Source organism: Pseudoxanthomonas sp. 22568, assembly GCF_052044485.1.
In the GTDB taxonomy this organism is placed as follows: Bacteria; Pseudomonadota; Gammaproteobacteria; order Xanthomonadales; family Xanthomonadaceae; genus Pseudoxanthomonas_A; species Pseudoxanthomonas_A beigongshangi.
Genome location: NZ_JBQENC010000003.1, coordinates 309,314 through 328,476, shown reverse-complemented (window position 1 = coordinate 328,476; position 19,163 = coordinate 309,314). Strand labels below are relative to the sequence as shown.

The 19,163-nt window shown below is 65.9% G+C and carries 17 protein-coding genes; 14 read left to right on the top strand and 3 right to left on the bottom strand.

Features of this window, described 5'->3' with window-relative positions:
• Positions 1-122: 122 nt before the first annotated feature.
• The 7 genes from rpsA to galU all read left to right on the top strand — a co-directional run bounded on the left by rpsA (position 123) and on the right by galU (position 7,586).
• Positions 123-1,802, top strand: a complete 1,680-nt coding sequence (gene rpsA, locus ACTJI2_RS05665) for a 30S ribosomal protein S1 (RefSeq protein WP_183636756.1) — start codon at positions 123-125, stop codon at positions 1,800-1,802.
• Positions 1,803-1,897: 95 nt separating this feature from the next.
• On the top strand, positions 1,898-2,203 hold the full coding sequence (locus ACTJI2_RS05660; RefSeq protein WP_141452670.1) for an integration host factor subunit beta: 306 nt from the start codon (positions 1,898-1,900) through the stop codon (positions 2,201-2,203).
• 121 nt (positions 2,204-2,324) lie between these two features.
• Positions 2,325-2,609, top strand: a complete 285-nt coding sequence (locus ACTJI2_RS05655) for a LapA family protein (protein WP_440841400.1) — start codon at positions 2,325-2,327, stop codon at positions 2,607-2,609.
• A gap of 3 nt (positions 2,610-2,612) precedes the next feature.
• Positions 2,613-3,791: a lipopolysaccharide assembly protein LapB gene (gene lapB / locus ACTJI2_RS05650; protein ID WP_183636750.1), complete on the top strand. Its 1,179-nt coding sequence runs from the start codon at positions 2,613-2,615 to the stop codon at positions 3,789-3,791.
• Positions 3,791-4,756, top strand: coding sequence for a lipopolysaccharide biosynthesis protein (locus ACTJI2_RS05645; protein ID WP_440841438.1), 966 nt, complete (start codon positions 3,791-3,793; stop codon positions 4,754-4,756). Before lapB ends, ACTJI2_RS05645 begins: the two co-directional genes overlap by 1 nt.
• A 17-nt stretch (positions 4,757-4,773) precedes the next feature.
• On the top strand, positions 4,774-6,690 hold the full coding sequence (locus ACTJI2_RS05640; RefSeq protein ID WP_440841399.1) for a polysaccharide biosynthesis protein: 1,917 nt from the start codon (positions 4,774-4,776) through the stop codon (positions 6,688-6,690).
• The gene (galU, locus tag ACTJI2_RS05635; protein ID WP_183636744.1) at positions 6,687-7,586 is read left to right on the top strand and encodes a UTP--glucose-1-phosphate uridylyltransferase GalU; all 900 of its coding nucleotides are present in this window, start codon (positions 6,687-6,689) and stop codon (positions 7,584-7,586) included. The genes ACTJI2_RS05640 and galU overlap by 4 nt, the downstream gene beginning before the upstream one ends.
• 82 nt (positions 7,587-7,668) lie before the next feature.
• Here the strand turns inward: galU and ACTJI2_RS05630 are convergent, their stop codons facing one another.
• The 3 genes from ACTJI2_RS05630 to ACTJI2_RS05620 all read right to left on the bottom strand — a co-directional run bounded on the left by ACTJI2_RS05630 (position 7,669) and on the right by ACTJI2_RS05620 (position 12,061).
• On the bottom strand, positions 7,669-8,874 hold the full coding sequence (locus tag ACTJI2_RS05630; protein ID WP_440841398.1) for an acetyl-CoA C-acyltransferase: 1,206 nt from the start codon (positions 8,872-8,874) through the stop codon (positions 7,669-7,671).
• 155 nt (positions 8,875-9,029) lie between these two features.
• Complete coding sequence (locus tag ACTJI2_RS05625) at positions 9,030-11,402, bottom strand: 3-hydroxyacyl-CoA dehydrogenase/enoyl-CoA hydratase family protein (RefSeq protein WP_440841397.1); 2,373 nt, start codon at positions 11,400-11,402, stop codon at positions 9,030-9,032.
• Between the two features lie 26 nt (positions 11,403-11,428).
• On the bottom strand, positions 11,429-12,061 hold the full coding sequence (locus ACTJI2_RS05620; RefSeq protein WP_183636735.1) for a TetR/AcrR family transcriptional regulator: 633 nt from the start codon (positions 12,059-12,061) through the stop codon (positions 11,429-11,431).
• A 216-nt stretch (positions 12,062-12,277) separates the two neighbouring features.
• Here ACTJI2_RS05620 and ndk point away from each other — a divergent pair, with 216 nt between their 5' ends.
• The 7 genes from ndk to der all read left to right on the top strand — a co-directional run bounded on the left by ndk (position 12,278) and on the right by der (position 19,163).
• Entirely contained in the window at positions 12,278-12,703 is a 426-nt protein-coding gene (gene ndk, locus ACTJI2_RS05615) for a nucleoside-diphosphate kinase (RefSeq protein ID WP_141452680.1), read from the top strand.
• Positions 12,704-12,710: 7 nt separating this feature from the next.
• Positions 12,711-13,937, top strand: a complete 1,227-nt coding sequence (rlmN, locus tag ACTJI2_RS05610) for a 23S rRNA (adenine(2503)-C(2))-methyltransferase RlmN (RefSeq protein WP_440841396.1) — start codon at positions 12,711-12,713, stop codon at positions 13,935-13,937.
• On the top strand, positions 13,924-14,742 hold the full coding sequence (gene pilW / locus ACTJI2_RS05605; protein ID WP_192198718.1) for a type IV pilus biogenesis/stability protein PilW: 819 nt from the start codon (positions 13,924-13,926) through the stop codon (positions 14,740-14,742). The genes rlmN and pilW overlap by 14 nt, the downstream gene beginning before the upstream one ends.
• Complete coding sequence (locus tag ACTJI2_RS05600; RefSeq protein WP_183636729.1) at positions 14,739-15,560, top strand: helix-turn-helix domain-containing protein; 822 nt, start codon at positions 14,739-14,741, stop codon at positions 15,558-15,560. The genes pilW and ACTJI2_RS05600 overlap by 4 nt, the downstream gene beginning before the upstream one ends.
• 60 nt (positions 15,561-15,620) lie before the next feature.
• Positions 15,621-16,256, top strand: a complete 636-nt coding sequence (locus ACTJI2_RS05595) for a YfgM family protein (RefSeq protein WP_192198716.1) — start codon at positions 15,621-15,623, stop codon at positions 16,254-16,256.
• The gene (bamB, locus tag ACTJI2_RS05590) at positions 16,253-17,578 is read left to right on the top strand and encodes an outer membrane protein assembly factor BamB (protein WP_183636723.1); all 1,326 of its coding nucleotides are present in this window, start codon (positions 16,253-16,255) and stop codon (positions 17,576-17,578) included. Before ACTJI2_RS05595 ends, bamB begins: the two co-directional genes overlap by 4 nt.
• A 184-nt stretch (positions 17,579-17,762) precedes the next feature.
• Positions 17,763-19,163, top strand: a complete 1,401-nt coding sequence (gene der, locus ACTJI2_RS05585) for a ribosome biogenesis GTPase Der (protein WP_141452686.1) — start codon at positions 17,763-17,765, stop codon at positions 19,161-19,163.

The window sequence follows — 19,163 nt, the reverse complement described above, 5'->3', positions numbered from 1 at the left end:
TGCACCGGGGCGACGGTTTTTCCACTTCAACTACACACGGCACTTTCCTACGTGCCGAAAGGGTGGACGGGGGAACGCCGCGAGGCGCGCACCCGTCCGTGTGTCCAACCGAGTAATCAACAATGACCGAATCATTTGCCGAACTGTTTGAACAGAGCCAGACCCAACTGGCCAAGCTGAAGCCGGGCGCCATCGTCACCGGCGTCGTCGTGGAAGTCCGCAACGACGTGGTGGTGATCAACGCCGGCCTGAAGTCCGAAGGCATCGTGCCGATCGAACAGTTCCGGAACGACGCCGGCGAAATCGACGTGGGCGTGGGCGACGAAGTGAAAGTGGCCCTCGACTCGATCGAGAACGGCTTCGGCGAAACCGTCCTGTCGCGCGAGAAGGCCAAGCGCGCCATGGTGTGGGACGAGCTGGAGCAGGCGCTGGAGAAGAACGAAACCATCACCGGCCGCATCAGCGGCAAGGTCAAGGGTGGTTTCACCGTCGACATCAAGGACGTCCGCGCGTTCCTGCCGGGCTCGCTGGTCGACGTCCGTCCGGTCCGCGACCCGGGCTACCTGGAAGGCAAGGAGCTGGAGTTCAAGCTCATCAAGCTGGATCGCAAGCGCAACAATGTGGTCGTCTCCCGCCGCGCGGTGGTCGAGAGCGAGCATTCGGAAGAGCGCGAGCAGCTGATGGACAAGCTGCAGGAAGGCGTGGTGCTGAAGGGTGTGGTCAAGAACCTCACCGACTACGGCGCGTTCGTCGACCTGGGTGGCATCGACGGCCTGCTGCACATCACCGACATGGCGTGGAAGCGCGTGCGTCATCCGTCCGAAGTGGTCGAAGTCGGCCAGGAACTGGACGTCCGCGTGCTCAAGTACGACCGTGAGCGCAACCGCGTCTCGCTGGGCCTGAAGCAGCTGGGCGAGGATCCGTGGGACAACATCGCCCGCCGTTATCCGGCCAACAGCCGGGTGTTCGGCAAGGTCTCCAACGTCACTGATTACGGCGCGTTCGTCGAGATCGAGCCGGGCGTGGAAGGCCTGGTGCACGTGTCCGAGATGGACTGGACCAACAAGAACGTCAACCCGTCCAAGGTCGTGCAGGTCGGCGACGAAGTCGAAGTGATGGTGCTGGACGTGGACGAAGAGCGTCGCCGCATCTCGCTGGGCATGAAGCAGGTCGCCGCCAATCCGTGGGAAACCTTCGCGGCTACCCACAAGAAGAACGACAAGGTGTCCGGCCAGATCAAGTCGATCACCGACTTCGGCATCTTCATCGGCCTGGACGGCGGCATCGACGGCCTGGTCCACCTGTCCGACATCAGCTGGAACACCACCGGCGAAGACATCGTGCGCAACTTCAAGAAGGGCGACACGCTGGAAGCCGTGGTGCTGGCCGTTGACCCGGAGCGCGAGCGCATCAGCCTGGGCGTCAAGCAGTTGGAGCAGGATCCGTTCGGCCAGTACATGGCGGCGCATCCGAAGGGCTCGAAGGTCGAGGGCGTGGTGAAGGAAGTCGACGCCAAGGGCGCCGTGATCGAACTGGCCGACGGCATCGAAGGCTACGTGTCGGCTCGCGACATCGCCAACGAGCGCATCGACGACGCCAGCCAGCACCTGAAGGTCGGCGACAAGATCGAAGCCAAGTTCATCGGCATGGATCGCAAGGGCCGCACCCTGCAGCTGTCGATCAAGGCGAAGGACGAAGCCGAAATGCGCGAAGTGCTGGAGGAATACCAGTCCGCGTCGGGCGGCACCACCACGCTGGGCGCGCTGCTGCGTGCACAGCTGGACGGCAACAAGTCCGAGTAAGCCAAGCAAGTCCGTTGTAAGCAACACGAGCTTCCGGCCGGCCCGGGTCAATGACCCGGGCCGGTGCGGAACGTACCCGCCCGAAAGCCTGCGCGATGACCAAATCCGAACTCATCGAAATCCTGACCCGCCGCCAGCCGCACCTCAAGGCCGAAGACGTCGACCTGGCCGTGAAGGCGTTGCTGGAAATGATGGCCGGGGCGCTGGCGCAGGGCGATCGCATCGAAATCCGCGGGTTCGGCAGCTTCTCGCTGCACTACCGCCCGCCGCGCATGGGCCGCAACCCCAAGACCGGTGATTCGGTCGCCCTTCCGGCCAAGCATGTTCCCCACTTCAAGCCGGGCAAGGAGCTGCGCGAACGCGTCAGCGACGTCACCCCGGTGGAAGAAAGCGCGGACTGATTTTCAGGTTTTCGACGGCGTCAGGCAGGACCGGCGCGGGACGCCGGCCTCACGCCCGGCTGCGCACGGAGCCGGCGCTCGGCTAAGCTAGCCCCGACTGGCAAGCGCAGGGAGTCGCCCGATGAGTACCATCCGCCTGGTTGTCGCACTGGTTTTTCTCGCCGCCGGTTTGGTGATCGGCGTGCTCAATACCCAGCCGATCGTGCTGAAACTGCTGTTCACCGAAATTCCGACCTCTTCCGGCGTCGCGATCATCCTCTCGCTGCTGTTCGGCGTGCTCATCGGCGGCCTGATCGTCATGGCCACCATGGTGCTGCGGCTCTATGCGCGCCTGCGCAAGGCGAACAAGGTCCAGGCCTCCGCCGCTTCCTCCTCCCTCCCGCCAACTCCTGGCATGGGTCCCTGATCGATGGAATTCCTCAACGAGTGGTTCTGGTTCTTCCTGTTCCTGCCGCTGGCCGCGCTGAGCGGCTGGATCATCGGCCGGCGCGGCGGCCAGCGCCATGGCGACACCCAGGTCAGCCGTCTGTCCAGCACCTATTTCCGGGGCCTGAACTACCTGCTCAACGAACAGCCCGACAAGGCCATCGAGCTGTTCCTGCACATCGCCGAGCTGGACAAGGAAACCTTTGAAACCCAGGTCGCGCTGGGGCACCTGTTCCGCCGCCGCGGCGAAGTGGACCGGGCGATCCGCCTCCATCAGGGACTCGTGCAGCGTCCGGACCTGAGCGACCAGCAGAAGGTCCAGGCATTGCTCGCGCTGGGCGAGGACTACATGCGCTCGGGGCTGCTGGACCGGGCCGAGACCGTGTTCACCGACCTGGCCCGCATCGACCAGCGCGCGCCGCAGGCCCTCAAGCATCTGATCGGCATCTACCAGGCCGAGCGCGATTGGGAAAAGGCCATCGACAATGCGATGCGCTACGAGGAAGTGACCGGCGAGGCGATGGGCAAGCTGGTCGCGCAGTTCGAGTGCGAACTGGCCGAGCGTCACCGCACCGCCAACGATGTCACTGCGGCGCGCGCGGCGATTGCACGTGCCTACCAGGCCGACGCCGGCTGCGTGCGCGCGGGCATCCTGGAGGGGCGGCTGGAATCGGATGCCGGCAATCACGAGGCGGCCATCCGCGCCTACGAGCGCGCCGCGCGCCACGATCCCGACTATCTGCCCGAGGTGCTGCCCGGGTTGCTTGCCAACTATGAGAAGGTGGGCGATCTCTCCGGTGCGCGGACGTTCCTGTCGGAAATGAGCGAGCACTACCGCGGCATCGCGCCGGTGCTGGCCCTCACCAAGCTGGTGGAAGGACAGGATGGCGTCGCCGCCGCGCGCGCCTACCTGGCGAGGCAGCTCAAGGATCGACCCTCGGTGCGGGGTGAGGCGGCCCTCATCGACCTGACCCTGGCCGAAGGCGCCGACCCGTCCGCGACCCTGCACGATCTCAAGCACATCACCGATCAGTTGCTGGTCCGCAATCCCAGCTACCGCTGCACCCGCTGCGGATTCGGCGCACGCACGCATCACTGGCAATGTCCCAGCTGCAAGGAATGGGGCAGCATCAAGCCTTTGCTGAACTACGCCGTCGTCTGATGCCCGGATTCATCCCCTGGCTGATGCTGCACTTCGTGGTGGCGGCGGCAAGTACCTGGCTGGCGCGCCGCTACGCGCTCCATCGCCGCCTGGTCGATCAGCCCGGCGAGCGCCGGAGCCATTCGATTGCCACGCCGCGAGGGGGCGGGATCGCCATTGTCGTGGCGCTGCTGCTGGCCGCGGCCGTGCTCGGCTGGCGGACGCCGGGGGAGCGCGAACTGTTCGCCGCGTTCGGAATCGGACTGGCGCTGGTTGCCGGCGTGGGCTGGTGGGACGACCACCGTCCGCTGCCGGCGTCCTGGCGGTTGCTGGCCCATCTGATCGCTGCCCTCGTGTTCGCCACCGCCCTGCATCGCCAGGGGGCGCCGGCATGGCAGGTACTGTTGGCCATCATCGCCATTGTCAGCCTGGTCAACGTCTGGAATTTCATGGACGGGATAGACGGCCTGGCCGCCAGCCAGGCGTTGATCGCCGGCCTGGCGGGCGCGTTCTTCCTGCCGGGCCCCTGGTCCTGGCTGGCGGCGGCCCTGTTCGCGGCATGTTGCGGTTTTCTGCCGTTCAACTTCCCCCGCGCCCGGATTTTCCTGGGAGATGTCGGCAGCGGAGCACTGGGATTCGCACTGGCGGCGCTCTTGAGCGTCGCCTCAAAGAATGCGGCAACGCCGCCAATGCTTTTGTTGCTGCCGCTGGCCGCGTTCCTTGTCGACGCCGGCTTCACGCTCGCTACGCGCATCCTTAACGGCGAGCGCTGGTGGACGCCGCATGTCACGCACGTCTACCAGCGCGCCGCCCGACGTTACGGTCACGTGGCCGTAACCTCGCTCTATGGCCTGTTCAGTGGTGTTACGCTCTTGTTAATGTGGATGCTGTCTAATGCCGGGGCCGGGTCCGGGCTCATTGCCTTGGTTGCTTGGTACGCATTCGCGCTTGCGCTCTGGGGATGGTCGCGCAAGGGATTGGCATAGGGTCAGGGAGGAGTTGCATGCAATCTTGGCGGGACCGGACGACGGCATTCCTACCGCGCCTGCTGGTGGCGACCCATGATTTGCTCATGGTGTGGCTGTGCTGGCAACTGCTGCACTTCGTGCGCTACGCCATGCTGCCCCAGTCGCCGGGTTATCCCCTCTGGTCGAACGAAATTGCCATCGTGGTCGCTGGCCAGGGGCTGGTGTTCTGGTGGATGGGTCTCTATCGAGGGCTGTGGCGCTTCGCCAGCCTGCCGGATCTCTGGAACATCGTGAAGGCGAGCGGCCTGGGCTTCCTGGCCATCGTCGTCGGACTGTTCTTCTACAACCGCTTCGGCTCCCTGCCACGGGCGGTGCTGGCGTTCTATCCGTTCGCGCTGGTGGCTTTCCTGGGCTTGCCGCGCCTGCTGTATCGGGCCTGGAAGGACCTGCAGACCAGCCGGCTGCATGAGAATGCATCGCGCGTGCTCGTCCTTGGCGCGGGCCGGGCGGGCGAGGCGCTGGTCCGGGAACTGCGCAGGACCGGCGTCTACCAGCCGATCGGCTTCCTGGACGACGCGGTCAAGCTGCATGGTTCCAAGCTGCTGGGGGTGCCCGTGCTGGGCAGCCTGGACCAGGCCGCCAGCGTCGCCCGCGAGAGCGCGGCGCGGATGCTCGTCATCGCGATGCCGTCGCTGGATGCGCCGAGCATGCAGCGGGTTGTCGCCATTTGTGAAAGTACCGGCCTGCCGTTCCGCATGGTGCCGAGGCTGATCAATGTCCTCGAGGGACATGCCATGCCGGGCGACCTCAAGGAGGTGGCCATCGAGGACCTGCTGGGCCGGAAATCGGTGACTCCGGACTGGAAGCTGATCCGTGGCTGGCTGGGGGGCCGGACCGTTCTGGTGACGGGCGCCGGCGGTTCGATCGGCTCCGAACTGTGCCGGCAATGCGCGCGCCATGGTGCCCAGCGCATCGCCCTGCTCGAAATCGACGAACTGGCCCTGATCACCATCCAGGCCGATCTGCGACGGGCGTTTCCGGATCTGGAGATCCTTCCCGTGCTGGGCAACTGCGGAGATCCCGCGGTTGTCGAACACGCGCTGGCGCTGGCCGAGCCGGATGCGGTCTTCCACGCCGCCGCCTACAAGCAGGTGCCGCTGCTGGAACAGCACCTGCGCGAAGCGGTAGGCAACAACGTGCTGGCCACCGATATGGTGGCCAAGGCCTGCCGTCGCAGCGGGGTAGGGACGTTCGTCCTGATCTCCACCGACAAGGCGGTGGATCCAGTCAACGTGCTGGGGGCGACCAAGCGGCTCGCCGAGATGGTTTGCCAGGCCACGGACGATGGCCATGCCGGTGGGACCCGGTTCGTCACCGTCCGCTTCGGCAACGTGCTGGATTCCGCCGGCAGCGTGGTCCCCCTGTTCCGCGAGCAGATCCGCAAGGGTGGGCCGGTGACGGTGACCGACCCGGAAGTGACCCGTTACTTCATGACGATTCCGGAGGCCAGCCAGTTGATCCTGCAGGCGGCCGCCGGCGCGGCGCATGCCGCCATCTATACGCTGGACATGGGCGAGGCCGTGCCCATCCGGCTGCTGGCCGAGCAGATGATCCGGTTGGCGGGCAAGCAGCCGGGCCGCGACATCGCCATCGTCTATACCGGCCTGCGCCCGGGCGAGAAGCTGCACGAGAACCTCTTCCACGCGGACGAGGCCTACCGGCCGACCTCCCATTCCAAGATCATGCAGGCCGAGGCGCGCACCGTGTCGGCCGATTTCATCGAACTGGCCTTGCAGCGCCTGCGGGCCGCCTATGGCCGCTACGATGTCGACGAGATGCAGGAGATCCTGCGCATCGCGGTACCGGAGTTCTCGCCGCTTGAACAATCTCTTGAACCCGCTTCGGCTACCATCGTGACCTTCCCCGCTCGAGAAGCCCGCAGGACCCGATGACCGGACGCATCCGCAAGGCCGTATTTCCCGTTGCAGGCCTGGGAACCCGTTTTCTTCCCGCCACCAAGACCGTTCCCAAGGAAATGCTGCCGATCATTGATCGGCCGCTGATCCAGTACGCCGTCGATGAAGCTATCGAAGCGGGCTGCGACACCCTGATCTTCGTCACCAACCGCTATAAGCACGCGGTGGCCGACTACTTCGACAAGGCTTACGAACTGGAGCAGAAGCTGGAGCGTGCCGGCAAGCACGAGCAGCTCGAACTGGTGCGGAATGTACTGCCCGAGGGCGTGCGCGCCGTATTCGTCACCCAGGCCGAAGCATTGGGACTTGGCCACGCAGTGCTGTGCGCCAAGCCCATCGTGGGCAACGAACCGTTCGCGGTCCTGCTGCCCGACGACCTCATCTGGAACCGGGGCGCGGGCGCGCTGAAACAGATGGCCGATGCCGCCGAGGCGACCGGCGCCAGCATGATTGCGGTGCAGGACGTGGCCCGCGAACAGACCGGTAGCTATGGCATCGTCGCCACGGATGCGTTCTCGGGCCGATCCGGCCGGATCAACGCCATCGTCGAAAAGCCCAAGCCCGAGGTCGCACCGAGCACGCTGGCGGTGGTGGGGCGCTACGTTCTTGATGGCGGGATTTTCGACCTGCTGGAGAACACCACGCCGGGAGCCGGCGGGGAAATCCAGCTGACCGACGCCATCGCGACCCTGCTCGCGCAGAAGCCGGTCCATGCCTACCGTTTCCAGGGCACGCGCTTCGACTGCGGTACCCACATCGGCCTCATCGAGGCCACCATCCGCTATGCGCTGGATCATGAAAAACTGAGCGATGCGGCGCGCAGCATGATGCAGGATGCGCTGAGCGAGCTGGGCGTGACCGATCTGGAGTAGGGCGCGGGTGGACGCCTGAAACACGGACAAAAGAATGGCGCCTGATGGCGCCATTCCTCTTTTCGGCAGTAGCGGGGGCGTCTCAGAGCGACTCGAAGATGCCGGCGGCGCCCATGCCGGTGCCGATGCACATCGTCACCATGCCGTACTTCTGCTGGCGACGGCGCAGGCCATGGACGATGGTGGCGGTACGAACCGCACCGGTCGCGCCCAGCGGATGCCCCAGCGCGATGGCGCCGCCCAGCGGGTTGATCTTGGCCGGGTCGAGTTCACTGTCGCGGATGACCGCAAGCGCCTGCGCGGCGAAGGCTTCATTGAGCTCGATCCAGTCCAGTTGATCCTTGCTCAGGCCGGCCTGCTTCAGCGCCTTCGGAATCGCGGCGATCGGGCCGATACCCATCACTTCCGGACGCACGCCGGCAACCGAGAAGCTGACGAAGCGCGCCAGCGGCGTCAGCCCGTAGTCCTTGATCGCCTGTTCGGAAGCGAGCAGCACCGCGCCGGCGCCATCGCTCATCTGCGAGGAGTTGCCGGCGGTCACGCTGCCGCCGAACTGGCCGTTGCGGAACACCGGGCGCAGCTTGGCCAGGCCTTCCAGCGAGGTATCCGCGCGCGGGCCCTCGTCGTTCTCGACCAGCAGCTTCTTCAGGCGAATGGTGTTGCCCGCCAGATCCGGCAGGTGCGACAGGACCTCATAGGGCGAGATCTCGCTATTGAATTCGCCCGCGGCGATGGCCGCCAGCGCTTTCTGGTGGGAGGCGAGGGCGAAGGCATCCTGTTCTTCGCGCGAGACCTTCCATTCCTCGGCGACCTTCTCGGCAGTGATGCCCATGCCATAGGCGATGGCGACGTGGTCGTCCTTGAACACTGACGGCGACAGCGCGACCTTGTTGCCCATCATCGGCACCATCGACATCGACTCGGTGCCGCCCGCCAGCATCAGGTCGGCGTTGCCCAGCCGGATCTGGTCGGCGGCCATCGCCACCGCCTGCAGGCCGGACGAGCAGAAACGATTGATGGTCTGCGCGGCGATGGTATTGGGGAGGCCGGCCAGCAGTACGCCGATGCGGGCCACGTTCATGCCTTGCTCGCCTTCCGGCATCGCGCAGCCGATGATGGCGTCATCGATGCGGTTGACGTCGATGCCCGGCGCCTGCGCGATGACCGACTTCAGCACATGCGCGAGCATGTCGTCGGGACGGGTATTGCGGAACACGCCCTTGGGTGCCTTGCCGACCGGGGTGCGGGTGGCGGCGACGATGTAGGCGTCCTGGATTTGCTTGCTCATTTGGCTTTCTCCGAAAGCCGGGAATGGGGAATCGAGAATCGGGAATCGCGAAACTGGTTTCCGCTTGTTCCCGTCATTTCCCTCTGCCGGCAATGTTAGTGAAGGTATGGAGAGGGGACCCGCTTTCACGATTCCCCATTCCCCATTCCCGAATCTCAGTTCCTAAGCGGCTTGCCGGTCTTCAGCATGTGCGCGATGCGGGCCTGGGTCTTTTCCTGCTGGGCCAGTTCGACGAAATGCTTGCGCTCCAGCGCCAGCAGCCATTCCTCGTCGACCAGCGCGCCGCGATCCACTTCGCCGCCGCACAGCACGGTGGCGATGCGGGTGGCGATTTCATAGTCGTATTCGCTGATGAAACGGCCTTCCAGCATGTTGACCAGCAGCATCTTGAACGTGGCGATGCCGACGTCGCCGGCGACCTGGATGCGGCGTGCCGGCAGCGGCGGACGATAGCCGCTCTCGGCCAGTGCCAGCACCTGCTGCTTGGCGATATGCAACTGCTCGTAGGCGTTGAACACGACAAGGTCGTTCGCCCGCATGAGGCCCAGTTCCTTGGCGTCGACGGCTGAAGCCGAGACCTTGGCCATGGCCACCGTCTCGAACGTGCGCTTGAGTTCGGCGAACACGTCTCCGCCCGGTCCGGCCGCCTGCGAGGCGCGTACCGCGATTTCCTTCAGGCCGCCGCCGGCAGGCAGCAGGCCCACGCCCGCTTCGACCAGGCCGATGTAGCTTTCCAGCGAAGCCACGGTGCGGGCGCTGTGCATCTGGAACTCGCAGCCACCGCCCAGCGCCAGGCCGCGCACCGCGGCCACGACCGGCACCAGCGAGTACTTGATGCGCTGGCTGGTGGCCTGGAAGTTGGCGACCATGGCCTCGAACTCGGCAATCTTTCCGGCCTGCAGGGCGCCGAGCGCTCCGGCCAGATCGGCACCGGCGGAGAAAGGCTCCTTTGGTTGCCAGATCACCAGGCCCTTGAACTTCTGCTCGGCGATGGCCACGGCCTGCTGCACGCCTTCCAGCACGGCATCGGACACGGTGTTCATCTTGGTCTTGAAGCTGACCACGCCCACGCCGTCGCCATCGGTCCACAGGCGCACGCCGTCGTTCTCGAACACCGTCTCGCCCTGTGGGAAGGATTCGCCCAGCAGCGGGTCCGGGAAGCGCTGGCGGCGATACACCGGCAGCGCCGAACGCGGCAGTTTGGCGTTGCGCGCCGGGCTGTAGCTGCCGTCGGCGGCATGCACGCCTTCGCGACCATCGAATACCCAGTCCGGCAGCGGCGCATTGCTCATGCTCTTGCCGGCAACGATATCGTCGGCGATCCACTGGGCGACCTGCTTCCAGCCGGCGGCCTGCCAGGTCTCGAACGGACCCAGCGACCAGCCGTAGCCCCAGCGGATGGCCAGGTCGACGTCGCGTGCGGTTTCGGCGATGTCGGCCAGGTGGAAGGCGCTGTAATGGAACAGGTCGCGGAACACGGCCCACAGGAACTGTGCCTGCGGATGCTGGCTCTCGCGCAAGCGGGCGAACTTCTCGGCCGGGTTCTTCAGCTTGAGGATCTCGACCACTTCCGGTGCCGCGGCACGGTCGGCGGGACGGTAGTCCTGCTTTTGCAGATCCAGCACCACGATGTCCTTGCCGACCTTGCGGAAGATGCCGGCCCCGGCCTTCTGGCCGAGCGCGCCCTTGGCGATCAGCGCATCCAGCCATGCCGGCGACTTGAAGTAGGCGTGCCAGGGATCCTCGGGGAGGGTATCGGCCATGGTCTTGATGACGTGGGCCATGGTGTCCAGGCCGACCACATCGGAGGTCCGGTAGGTGGCCGACTTGGGGCGACCGACGAGCGGCCCGGTCAGGCCGTCGACTTCATCGAAGCCCAGGCCGAACTGCTGGGTGTGGTGGATGGTGGCCAGGATCGAGAACACGCCGATGCGGTTGCCGATGAAGTTCGGGGTGTCCTTGGCGTAGACCACGCCCTTGCCCAAGGTGGTGGTCAGGAAGGTTTCCAGGCCTTCCAGCACGGTGCCGTCGGTGGTCCTGGCCGGGATCAGTTCGGCCAGGTGCATGTAGCGCGGCGGGTTGAAGAAATGCACGCCGCAGAAACGATGGCGAAGTTGTTCCGGCAGTACTTCGGCCAGCTTGTTGATGCCCAGGCCCGAGGTGTTGCTCGCCAGCACCGTGTGCTCGGCGACGAACGGGGCGATTTTCTTGTAGAGGTCCTGCTTCCAGTCCATCCGTTCGGCGATGGCCTCGATGATCAGGTCGCAGTCCTTCAGCTGGTCCAGCCCGGTATCGTAATTGGCCGGGCTGATCGCCTCGGCCAGCGTCTTGCTGGCGAGCGGGGCGGGGCTCAGCTTGCCCAGGTTGGCGATGGCCTTGAGGACAACGCCGTCGGGGTGGCCTTCCTTCGCGGCCAGGTCGAACAGCACCGTATCGACGCCGGCGTTGGTCAGGTGGGCGGCGATCTGCGCGCCCATCACGCCGGCACCGAGCACGGCCGCCTTGCGCACAAGCAATGGATTGGACATTTCGGGAATCCTTGGATGTCAGGGGGTTATTTGACGTGGTCGGCGCGCAGGCCGGCCTCGGCGAAACGGATGAGTTCGCGGGCGGCCCGCTCACGGTGCACCGCCTCGGTGACACCATGGGGACGCTTGATGAGCCCGAAGTCCGCCATGGCATAGGTCAGCGCGCCGGACAGGAAATCCAGCCGCCAGTACAGCTCTTCCTTGCTCAGGCCGGGCACGCAGCCGGCGATGGCCTTGCCAAACTCGCGCAGGACATGGCCATAGTGGTCTGACAGGAACTTGCGCAGGCCGTCGTTCTTCTCGGCATAGGCGCGGGCGATGACCCGGACGAAGGCCCCGCCGCCGTGGCGGTCCTGGGCCAGGGCCAGGGCGGGCTCGACGAACGCGGCCAGGATCGGCTCCAGTTCGCCCGGATGCTGCTCCAGGGCGGCCCGAAGCTGGCCCAGCCGCTGGCCGCTCATTTCGTCCATGCGTCGCCGGAAGACCTCGTTGACAAGGTTTTCCTTGGAGCCGAAGTGGTAATTGACGGCGGCGATGTTGACGTCGGCCCGGCTGGTCACCTGCCGCAGGGAGGTGCCGGCAAAGCCGAACTGGGCGAACAGTTCCTCGGCGGCGCCGAGGATGCGCTCCTTGGTGGAGAAGTGGGGGGTGTTGCCCATGCGGTCGGCCCTGCTAATCAAACGCTTGTTTGATTGTCCATCCGCTCACGTATGGTTGTCATGTTGCCTTGCAGCAATCCGGCCTCCGGCCAGGTGCGCAATTGCGGCCAATACGTTAGAATCTCGCTCCGCAATTCAGGCTAAGCCCGTGTTTCGACGCGGGTTTTTTCATGTTAACCTTGGGCCGAAAGTGGCCCGCCCAACGGAGAAATCCCCATGGCGCTGGAGCGCACCCTGTCGATCGTCAAGCCCGATGCCGTTGCCAAGAACGTCGTCGGCGAAATCTATGCCCGTTTCGAAAAGGCCGGTCTCAAGATCGTCGCCGCGAAGATGAAGCACCTGTCGCGTCGCGAGGCCGAAGGTTTCTATGCCGTGCATCGCGAGCGTCCGTTCTTCAACGCGCTGGTCGAATTCATGATCTCCGGTCCGGTCGCCATCCAGGTGCTGGAAGGCGAGAACGCGGTGCTCAAGCATCGCGAGATCCTCGGCGCCACCAATCCGAAGGAAGCCGCGCCGGGCACCATCCGCGCCGACTTCGCCGACTCCATCGACGCCAATGCGGCGCACGGTTCGGATTCGGTCGAGAACGCGAACATCGAGATCGCGTACTTCTTCGCCGCCACCGAAGTGTTCTCGCGCTGAGCCAGCGATGAGCAGCCACGAACTCGCGCCGATTGAACTGAAGCTGGCCGCGGATGCGCAGCCGGCGGTGATCGGCGCGGGCGTGCCTGCGAAACAGAACCTGCTGGACCTCGATCGGGACGGCATGGAGCGTTTCTTCGTCGAACAACTCGGCGAGCAGAAATTCCGCGCCCACCAGGTGATGAAGTGGATTCATCACCGCTACGTCACCGATTTCGAGCAGATGACCGATCTCGGCAAGAACCTGCGCGCGAAGCTGCAGGAACATGCCGAGGTCGTCGTCCCGGGCATCGTGTTCGACAAGCCCTCCGCCGACGGCACCCACAAATGGCTGCTGGGCATGGGCGTTGACGGCAAGAATGCCGTCGAAACCGTCTACATCCCGGACAAGAACCGCGGCACGTTGTGCGTGTCCTCGCAGGTGGGCTGTGGCCTCAACTGCACGTTCTGCTCCACCGCGACCCAGGGGTTCAACCGCAACCTGACCACCGCCGAGATCATCGGCCAGGTCTGGATTACCGCGCGCCACCTGGGCAACGTGCCGGCGCAGAACCGTCGCCTCACCAACGTGGTGATGATGGGCATGGGCGAGCCCCTGCTCAATTTCGACAACGTCGTGCGTGCGATGAACATCATGCGCGACGATCTGGGCTACGGCCTGGCCAGCAAGCGCGTGACCCTGTCGACGTCCGGACTGGTGCCGATGATCGATCGGCTTTCGACCGAAACCGACGTCTCGCTCGCGGTCTCGCTGCATGCACCCAACGATGCGCTGCGCGAGCAATTGGTGCCGCTCAACCGTAAGTATCCGATCGCTGAATTGATGGCGTCGTGCGCGCGCTACCTGCGGGCCAACAAGAAGCGCGACTCGGTGACCTTCGAGTACACGCTGATGAAGGGCGTCAACGATCAGCCCGAGCATGCGCGCCAGCTCGCCCAGTTGATGCGCAAGTTCAGCAACGCGACCCAGCTCAAGGATGCGGGCAAGGTCAACCTGATTCCGTTCAACCCCTTCCCGGGCACGCGCTACGAGCGTTCGGGCGAGGAAGACATCCGCGCCTTCCAGAAGCTGTTGCTGGACGCGCATGTATTGACCATGGTCCGGCGGACCCGCGGCGACGACATCGATGCGGCCTGCGGACAGCTGAAGGGGCAGGTGATGGATCGCACCCGTCGCCAGGCCGAGTTCCGCCGCCAGTTGCAGGAACAGGGCATCGGTGATGCGGCGGCATAAGCCCTGGCTGCTGCTGCTGGCCCTGGTGCTGGTGGCGACCGGCTGCAGCCGGCTGACCTTCATAAGACCCAAGATGGAACGCAAGGACGGCGAGCAGATCGCGCCGACCTACCAGGTCAGCGACAGCGCCGAGACCAAGCGCCGGATGGAAGTCGAACGTGCCCTGGCCCTGGCGACCCAGCGGCTGCAGGCCGGCGACCTCGATGTCGCCGAGCGCGGCGCCCGGGCCGCGATGAAGGCCGATCCCCAGTCCGCCGACGCGCAGACCATCCTGGCCGTCGTGGCCGAGCAGCGCGGCCAGGCCAAGGCTGCGGGCGAGCATTACCGGCGGGCCACCGAACTGGCACCGGGGCGGGGCGCCGAGCAGAACAACTACGGTGCCTGGCTCTGCTCGAACGGCTATCCGGCCGAATCGCTGGTGTGGTTCGACCGCGCACTGCAGGACAGCGAGTACGAGACCCCGGCCGCGGTGCTCGCCAACGCCGGCGGTTGCGCCGACAAGGCGGGGCAGCGCGAGCGGGCCGAGCGCGATCTGCGTCAGGCGCTGGCGCTGGATCCGCGCAATGCCTTCGGGCTGCTTTCCATGGCCGAACACGAGTACCGCGCCGGGCGTTATTTCGAAGCCCGGGCGTTCGTCGAACGCAGGCTGGCGGCTGCACCCGCCAGCGCCGACGTGCTAAAACTTGCATCACAAATCGAAGAAAGACTCGGCGACAGGACTGCTGCCGGTCGATATGTTCAGCAACTTCGGGCGGAGTTCCCCGACGCGTCAGACGCTCAAACTGGGGGAAAGGCAGAACAATGACGGGTTCCAACTCGATTGATACGCAGCGCCTGCAGGGCTGCGGCGCGTTCCTGCGGGATGCGCGCGAGAAGGCGGGTCTCAGCCTGCAGGACGTGGGGAATCGGCTGAAGATGCCGCTCAAGGTGCTGCAGGCCCTGGAAGGGGAACAGTGGTCGCAGCTCGGGGCACCGGTGTTCGTCCGCGGGCAACTGCGCAGCTATGCGCGGCTGCTGAAGGTCGACATCGATCCCTTCCTGGCGCAGGCCGACCTGGAAACCGTCCGTCCGGCGGAACTGGTGAGCCACAGCTACACGCCCAAGGCGCAGCGCCTGTTCGAAAGCGCCAAGCGGCGGGCCGTGTACGTGGTCATCACCGCGGTCATCGCCACGCCGGTATGGATGGCGACCCGGCCGCACCTGGGTGGCAACGGCGGCCAGACCACCGCATCGCTGGACGTGATCCCGCAGAAACCGGCCGCCACGGGGACCGCGGGTGGTACCGCGACACCCGCGCAGCGTCCGGCCGCGACGCCTTACGTGGCTTCGTTGACGCCACCCATCAGCCGGGCACCGGAGGCAGCGCTCAGCCTGGTGTTCAAGGGCGACAGCTGGGTCCAGATCGTCGCTCCGGATGGCAGCGGCATCGAGCAGGCCCTGCTGAAAGCGGGGGACCAGCGCAGCTATCCAGCCGGCCAGGTCGGGCGGATTGTCCTGGGCAACGCGGCGGCGGTCGAGGTTCAGCAAGCCGGTAGTACGGTGGACCTGACGCCGTACCGGCGCGCGAATGTCGCGCGCTTTACGGTATCCTCTGACGGTTCCCTCGCACCGGTCGCCGACTGACCCGAGCGCGGGTTTGTCCAACCAAAATCAAGACCCCGCTCGGACGGGGCGAGAGTACGCATGGCGATTGATGATCTGCTCGACGAGCACGAACAGGGCGAACGCGTCCGCAGTTGGCTGAGGAACAATGGCGCCGGATTGATTGGTGGCGTCGCGCTGGGACTGGCGGTGATTTTCGGCGGCCAGTGGTGGCAGAAGAACCGCCAGCAGCAGGACGAGCAGGCCAACCTGAATTACGAGAAGGCGATCGACGGCATTGCCGCCAACGATCTGAAGAAGGCCGAAGCGGCGGTCGCCTCGCTGGGCGGCAAGGACGGGGTCTATGGCGACCTGGCCGCGCTGCAGCTGGCCAAGGCCCAGGTGGACGCCGGACAACGCGATGCCGCCATCACCACGTTGCGGGCGATCCAGGCCGATTCCTCCCTTCATGCCATTGTCCAGCAGCGGCTGGCGCGACTGCTGGTGGACGCCGGCAAGCACGATGAGGCCTTGAAGCTGCTGGCCGATGCCAAGGATTCGACCAGCCTGGAGATCCGTGGCGACGCGCTGATGGCCGGCGGCAAGCAGGCCGAGGCGCGCGATGCCTATACCAAGGCGCTGACCAGTCTCGACGTGGCCTCGCCGCAGCGCCGCCTGGTGGAACTGAAACTGACCGACGCGGGCGGCACTCCGCCGAAGACCGGAGAGTCTGCATGATGGCGAGGAACGCAACGGGCAAGCGGTTGCTGGCGGTGGCGGCACTGGTGCTGGTCCTGTCGGGCTGCAGCACCATCAAGGGCTGGTTCGGCGGAAACAAGAAGGACGAGAAGCCGACCGAGCCGGCCGAACTGGTCGAGTTCACCCCGTCGGTGGAAGTGGCCAAGGTCTGGAGCGCCAACGTGGGCAAGGGCGAGGATCGCCTGGGCCTGCAGCAGGCACCCGTGGTCGCCGATGGCCGGGTATATGCGGCCGCCGTCGAAGGCGGCGTGCGTGCGCTCGACCTGCAGACCGGCAAGGAAGTCTGGCATTTCAAGCCGGAGAAGACCCGGGCCGGCGATGCCGCCCAGCCCGATCAGGTCGCCGAGGAACCGGCGCAGGGCGAAGAGGAAACCAAGGCCGCCAAGCGCGCCCGCAAGGAAGCCGCCAAGCTGGCCAAGAAGGCGGCCAAGCGCAAGATCGAATGGCGCTTCTCCGGCGGTCCCGGCGCGGGCGACGGGCTGGTCGTGATCGGCACGCTGGACGGCCGCGTGATCGCGCTGGACGCCAGCAACGGCACCGAAAAGTGGCGCGCCAAGGTGCCCAACGAGGTCATCACGGCACCGGCGATCGGCCAGGGCTATGTGCTGGTGCGAACCAATGACGGCCGGGTGAGCGCGTTCGACGCCGCCAGCGGCGAACGCCGCTGGTTCTGGACCAGCGAACTGCCCAGCCTGACCGTGCGTGGCAATGCGCCGGTGACGCTGGGGCCGGGCGTGGTGTTCGTCGGCAACGACGACGGCACGGTCGCGGCGCTGTCGCTGCGTGATGGTCGCCAGGTCTGGAGCCAGACCGTGGGCAGCCCGGATGGTCGCAGCGAGCTGGATCGCATGGCGGACGTCGACGGTCCGCCGGTACTGGACGGCACCACCCTGTTCGCCACCAGCTACAAGAAGGAAACCGTCGCCATCGAGGGTCCCAGCGGGCGGCCGCTGTGGCAGCGTGACAACGGTGGCCCGGGTGGCCTGGGCGTGACCAGCAGCCATGTCGTTGTCGCCGATCAGGGCGGCACGGTGTGGGGCCTGGACCGCTACAGCGGCAACGCCACCTGGTCCAACCCGAAAATGCTCCGTCGCTCGCTGACCGCGCCGTCGATTCATGGCGACTTTGCGGTGGTGGGTGATTTCGACGGCTACGTGCATTGGCTGAAGCTCGACAATGGCGAGGAAGCCGCGCGCGCGCGCGCCGGCGGCAAGGCCATCCGCGCCAAGCCGGTGGTGGCCGACGGCATCCTGCTCATCCAGAACGTCGAGGGCGAGCTGACCGCGTTCCGCTTCAAGTAAGCCAGCGCGGTGCCGAACCAGGGCGGTCCGGAGCGAATGCACCGGGCCGCTTTTCGTTTACGAGTTCCCTTTTCCGGGCCGGCTCGGCATCATGCGGAACCGGCCCGGCAGGAGCCGGAAGGCTTCGGCCCCGCCGCCCTTCATCCCCGTATTCCTGCCTTCCCATCCTTTTCCGGTTCAATCCATGCTTCCGCTCGTCGCCCTGGTGGGCCGTCCCAATGTCGGTAAATCGACGCTGTTCAATGCGCTGACCCGCAGCCGCGACGCCCTGGTCCACGACCAGCCGGGCGTGACCCGCGACCGCCACTACGGCGTCTGCCGACCCGATGCGGAGCAGTCCTTCGTGGTGGTCGATACCGGCGGCATCGCCGGTGAGGAAGAAGGCCTGGCCGGAGCGACCGCGCGGCAGGCGCGCGCGGCGGCCGAGGAGGCGGATCTGGTGCTTTTCATCGTCGATGGCCGCGAGGGGCCGTCGGCGCTGGACGATGACATCCTGCGCTGGTTGCGCAAGGCGGCACGGCCGACCCTGCTGGTAATCAACAAGATCGACGGTGTGGACGAACCGGGTGCGCGCGCCGAGTTCGCCCGCTACGGCTTCGATGACGTGATGACGATCTCCGCCGCGCACCGGCAGGGCATCGATGATCTGCTCGAACAGGTGTTGGAGCGATTGCCGGAAGAGGGCGAAGCCGAAACCCTCGACAACGATCCCAACCGGATGCGGGTGGCGTTCGTTGGCCGTCCCAACGTGGGCAAGTCGACCCTGGTCAACCGCCTGCTGGGCGAGGAGCGGATGATCGCTTCCGAGGTTCCGGGGACCACCCGCGATTCGATCGCGGTGGACCTGGAGCGCGACGGGCGCCAGTACCGGCTGGTGGACACCGCCGGCCTGCGCCGCAAGTCGCGCGTCGACGAGGCGGTCGAGAAGTTCAGCGTGGTCAAGACCCTGCAGGCCATCGAGCAGTGCCAGGTCGCGGTGCTGTTGCTGGACGCCAGCGAAGGCGTCACCGATCAGGATGCCAGCGTGCTGGGCGCCATCCTCGACGCCGGCCGCGCGCTGGTCGTGGCGATCAACAAGTGGGACGGGCTGACCACCTACCAGCGCGAGCAGGCCGAAGCCCTGCTGTCGCGCAAGCTGAATTTCGTCGAATGGGCCGAGGCGGTGCGCATTTCCGCCAAGCACGGTTCCGGCCTGCGCGAACTGTTCCGTGCCATCCATCGCGCGCATGCCTCGGCCACCCGCGAATTCGCCACCAGCGAGATCAACAAGGCGCTGGAGGTGGCATACGAGTCCAATCCGCCGCCGAGCATCCGCGGCCATGTCTCCAAGCTGCGCTACGTGCATCCGGGCGGCAGCAATCCACCGACCTTCGTCGTCCACGGCACCCGCCTGAAGGTGTTGCCGGATTCGTACAAGCGCTATCTGGAGAACTTCTTCCGCAAACGCTTCAAGCTGGTCGGCACGCCGGTGCGGTTCGTGTTCAAGGAAGGCACCAACCCTTACGAGGGCAAGAAGAACGAGCTGACCGATCGCCAGATCGCGCGCAAGCGCCGGTTGATCCGGCACGTCAAGCGCGGCAAGTAG

What these genes read in the sequence shown, in the direction of transcription:
- rpsA (WP_183636756.1), top strand. Translation starts at nt 123, where the DNA reads ATGACCGAATCATTTGCCGAACTGTTTGAACAGAGCCAGACCCAACTG.
- ACTJI2_RS05660 (WP_141452670.1), top strand. Translation starts at nt 1,898, where the DNA reads ATGACCAAATCCGAACTCATCGAAATCCTGACCCGCCGCCAGCCGCAC.
- ACTJI2_RS05655 (WP_440841400.1), top strand. Translation starts at nt 2,325, where the DNA reads ATGAGTACCATCCGCCTGGTTGTCGCACTGGTTTTTCTCGCCGCCGGT.
- lapB (WP_183636750.1), top strand. Translation starts at nt 2,613, where the DNA reads ATGGAATTCCTCAACGAGTGGTTCTGGTTCTTCCTGTTCCTGCCGCTG.
- ACTJI2_RS05645 (WP_440841438.1), top strand. Translation starts at nt 3,791, where the DNA reads ATGCCCGGATTCATCCCCTGGCTGATGCTGCACTTCGTGGTGGCGGCG.
- ACTJI2_RS05640 (WP_440841399.1), top strand. Translation starts at nt 4,774, where the DNA reads ATGCAATCTTGGCGGGACCGGACGACGGCATTCCTACCGCGCCTGCTG.
- galU (WP_183636744.1), top strand. Translation starts at nt 6,687, where the DNA reads ATGACCGGACGCATCCGCAAGGCCGTATTTCCCGTTGCAGGCCTGGGA.
- ACTJI2_RS05630 (WP_440841398.1), bottom strand. Translation starts at nt 8,874, where the DNA reads ATGAGCAAGCAAATCCAGGACGCCTACATCGTCGCCGCCACCCGCACC.
- ACTJI2_RS05625 (WP_440841397.1), bottom strand. Translation starts at nt 11,402, where the DNA reads ATGTCCAATCCATTGCTTGTGCGCAAGGCGGCCGTGCTCGGTGCCGGC.
- ACTJI2_RS05620 (WP_183636735.1), bottom strand. Translation starts at nt 12,061, where the DNA reads ATGGGCAACACCCCCCACTTCTCCACCAAGGAGCGCATCCTCGGCGCC.
- ndk (WP_141452680.1), top strand. Translation starts at nt 12,278, where the DNA reads ATGGCGCTGGAGCGCACCCTGTCGATCGTCAAGCCCGATGCCGTTGCC.
- rlmN (WP_440841396.1), top strand. Translation starts at nt 12,711, where the DNA reads ATGAGCAGCCACGAACTCGCGCCGATTGAACTGAAGCTGGCCGCGGAT.
- pilW (WP_192198718.1), top strand. Translation starts at nt 13,924, where the DNA reads ATGCGGCGGCATAAGCCCTGGCTGCTGCTGCTGGCCCTGGTGCTGGTG.
- ACTJI2_RS05600 (WP_183636729.1), top strand. Translation starts at nt 14,739, where the DNA reads ATGACGGGTTCCAACTCGATTGATACGCAGCGCCTGCAGGGCTGCGGC.
- ACTJI2_RS05595 (WP_192198716.1), top strand. Translation starts at nt 15,621, where the DNA reads ATGGCGATTGATGATCTGCTCGACGAGCACGAACAGGGCGAACGCGTC.
- bamB (WP_183636723.1), top strand. Translation starts at nt 16,253, where the DNA reads ATGATGGCGAGGAACGCAACGGGCAAGCGGTTGCTGGCGGTGGCGGCA.
- der (WP_141452686.1), top strand. Translation starts at nt 17,763, where the DNA reads ATGCTTCCGCTCGTCGCCCTGGTGGGCCGTCCCAATGTCGGTAAATCG.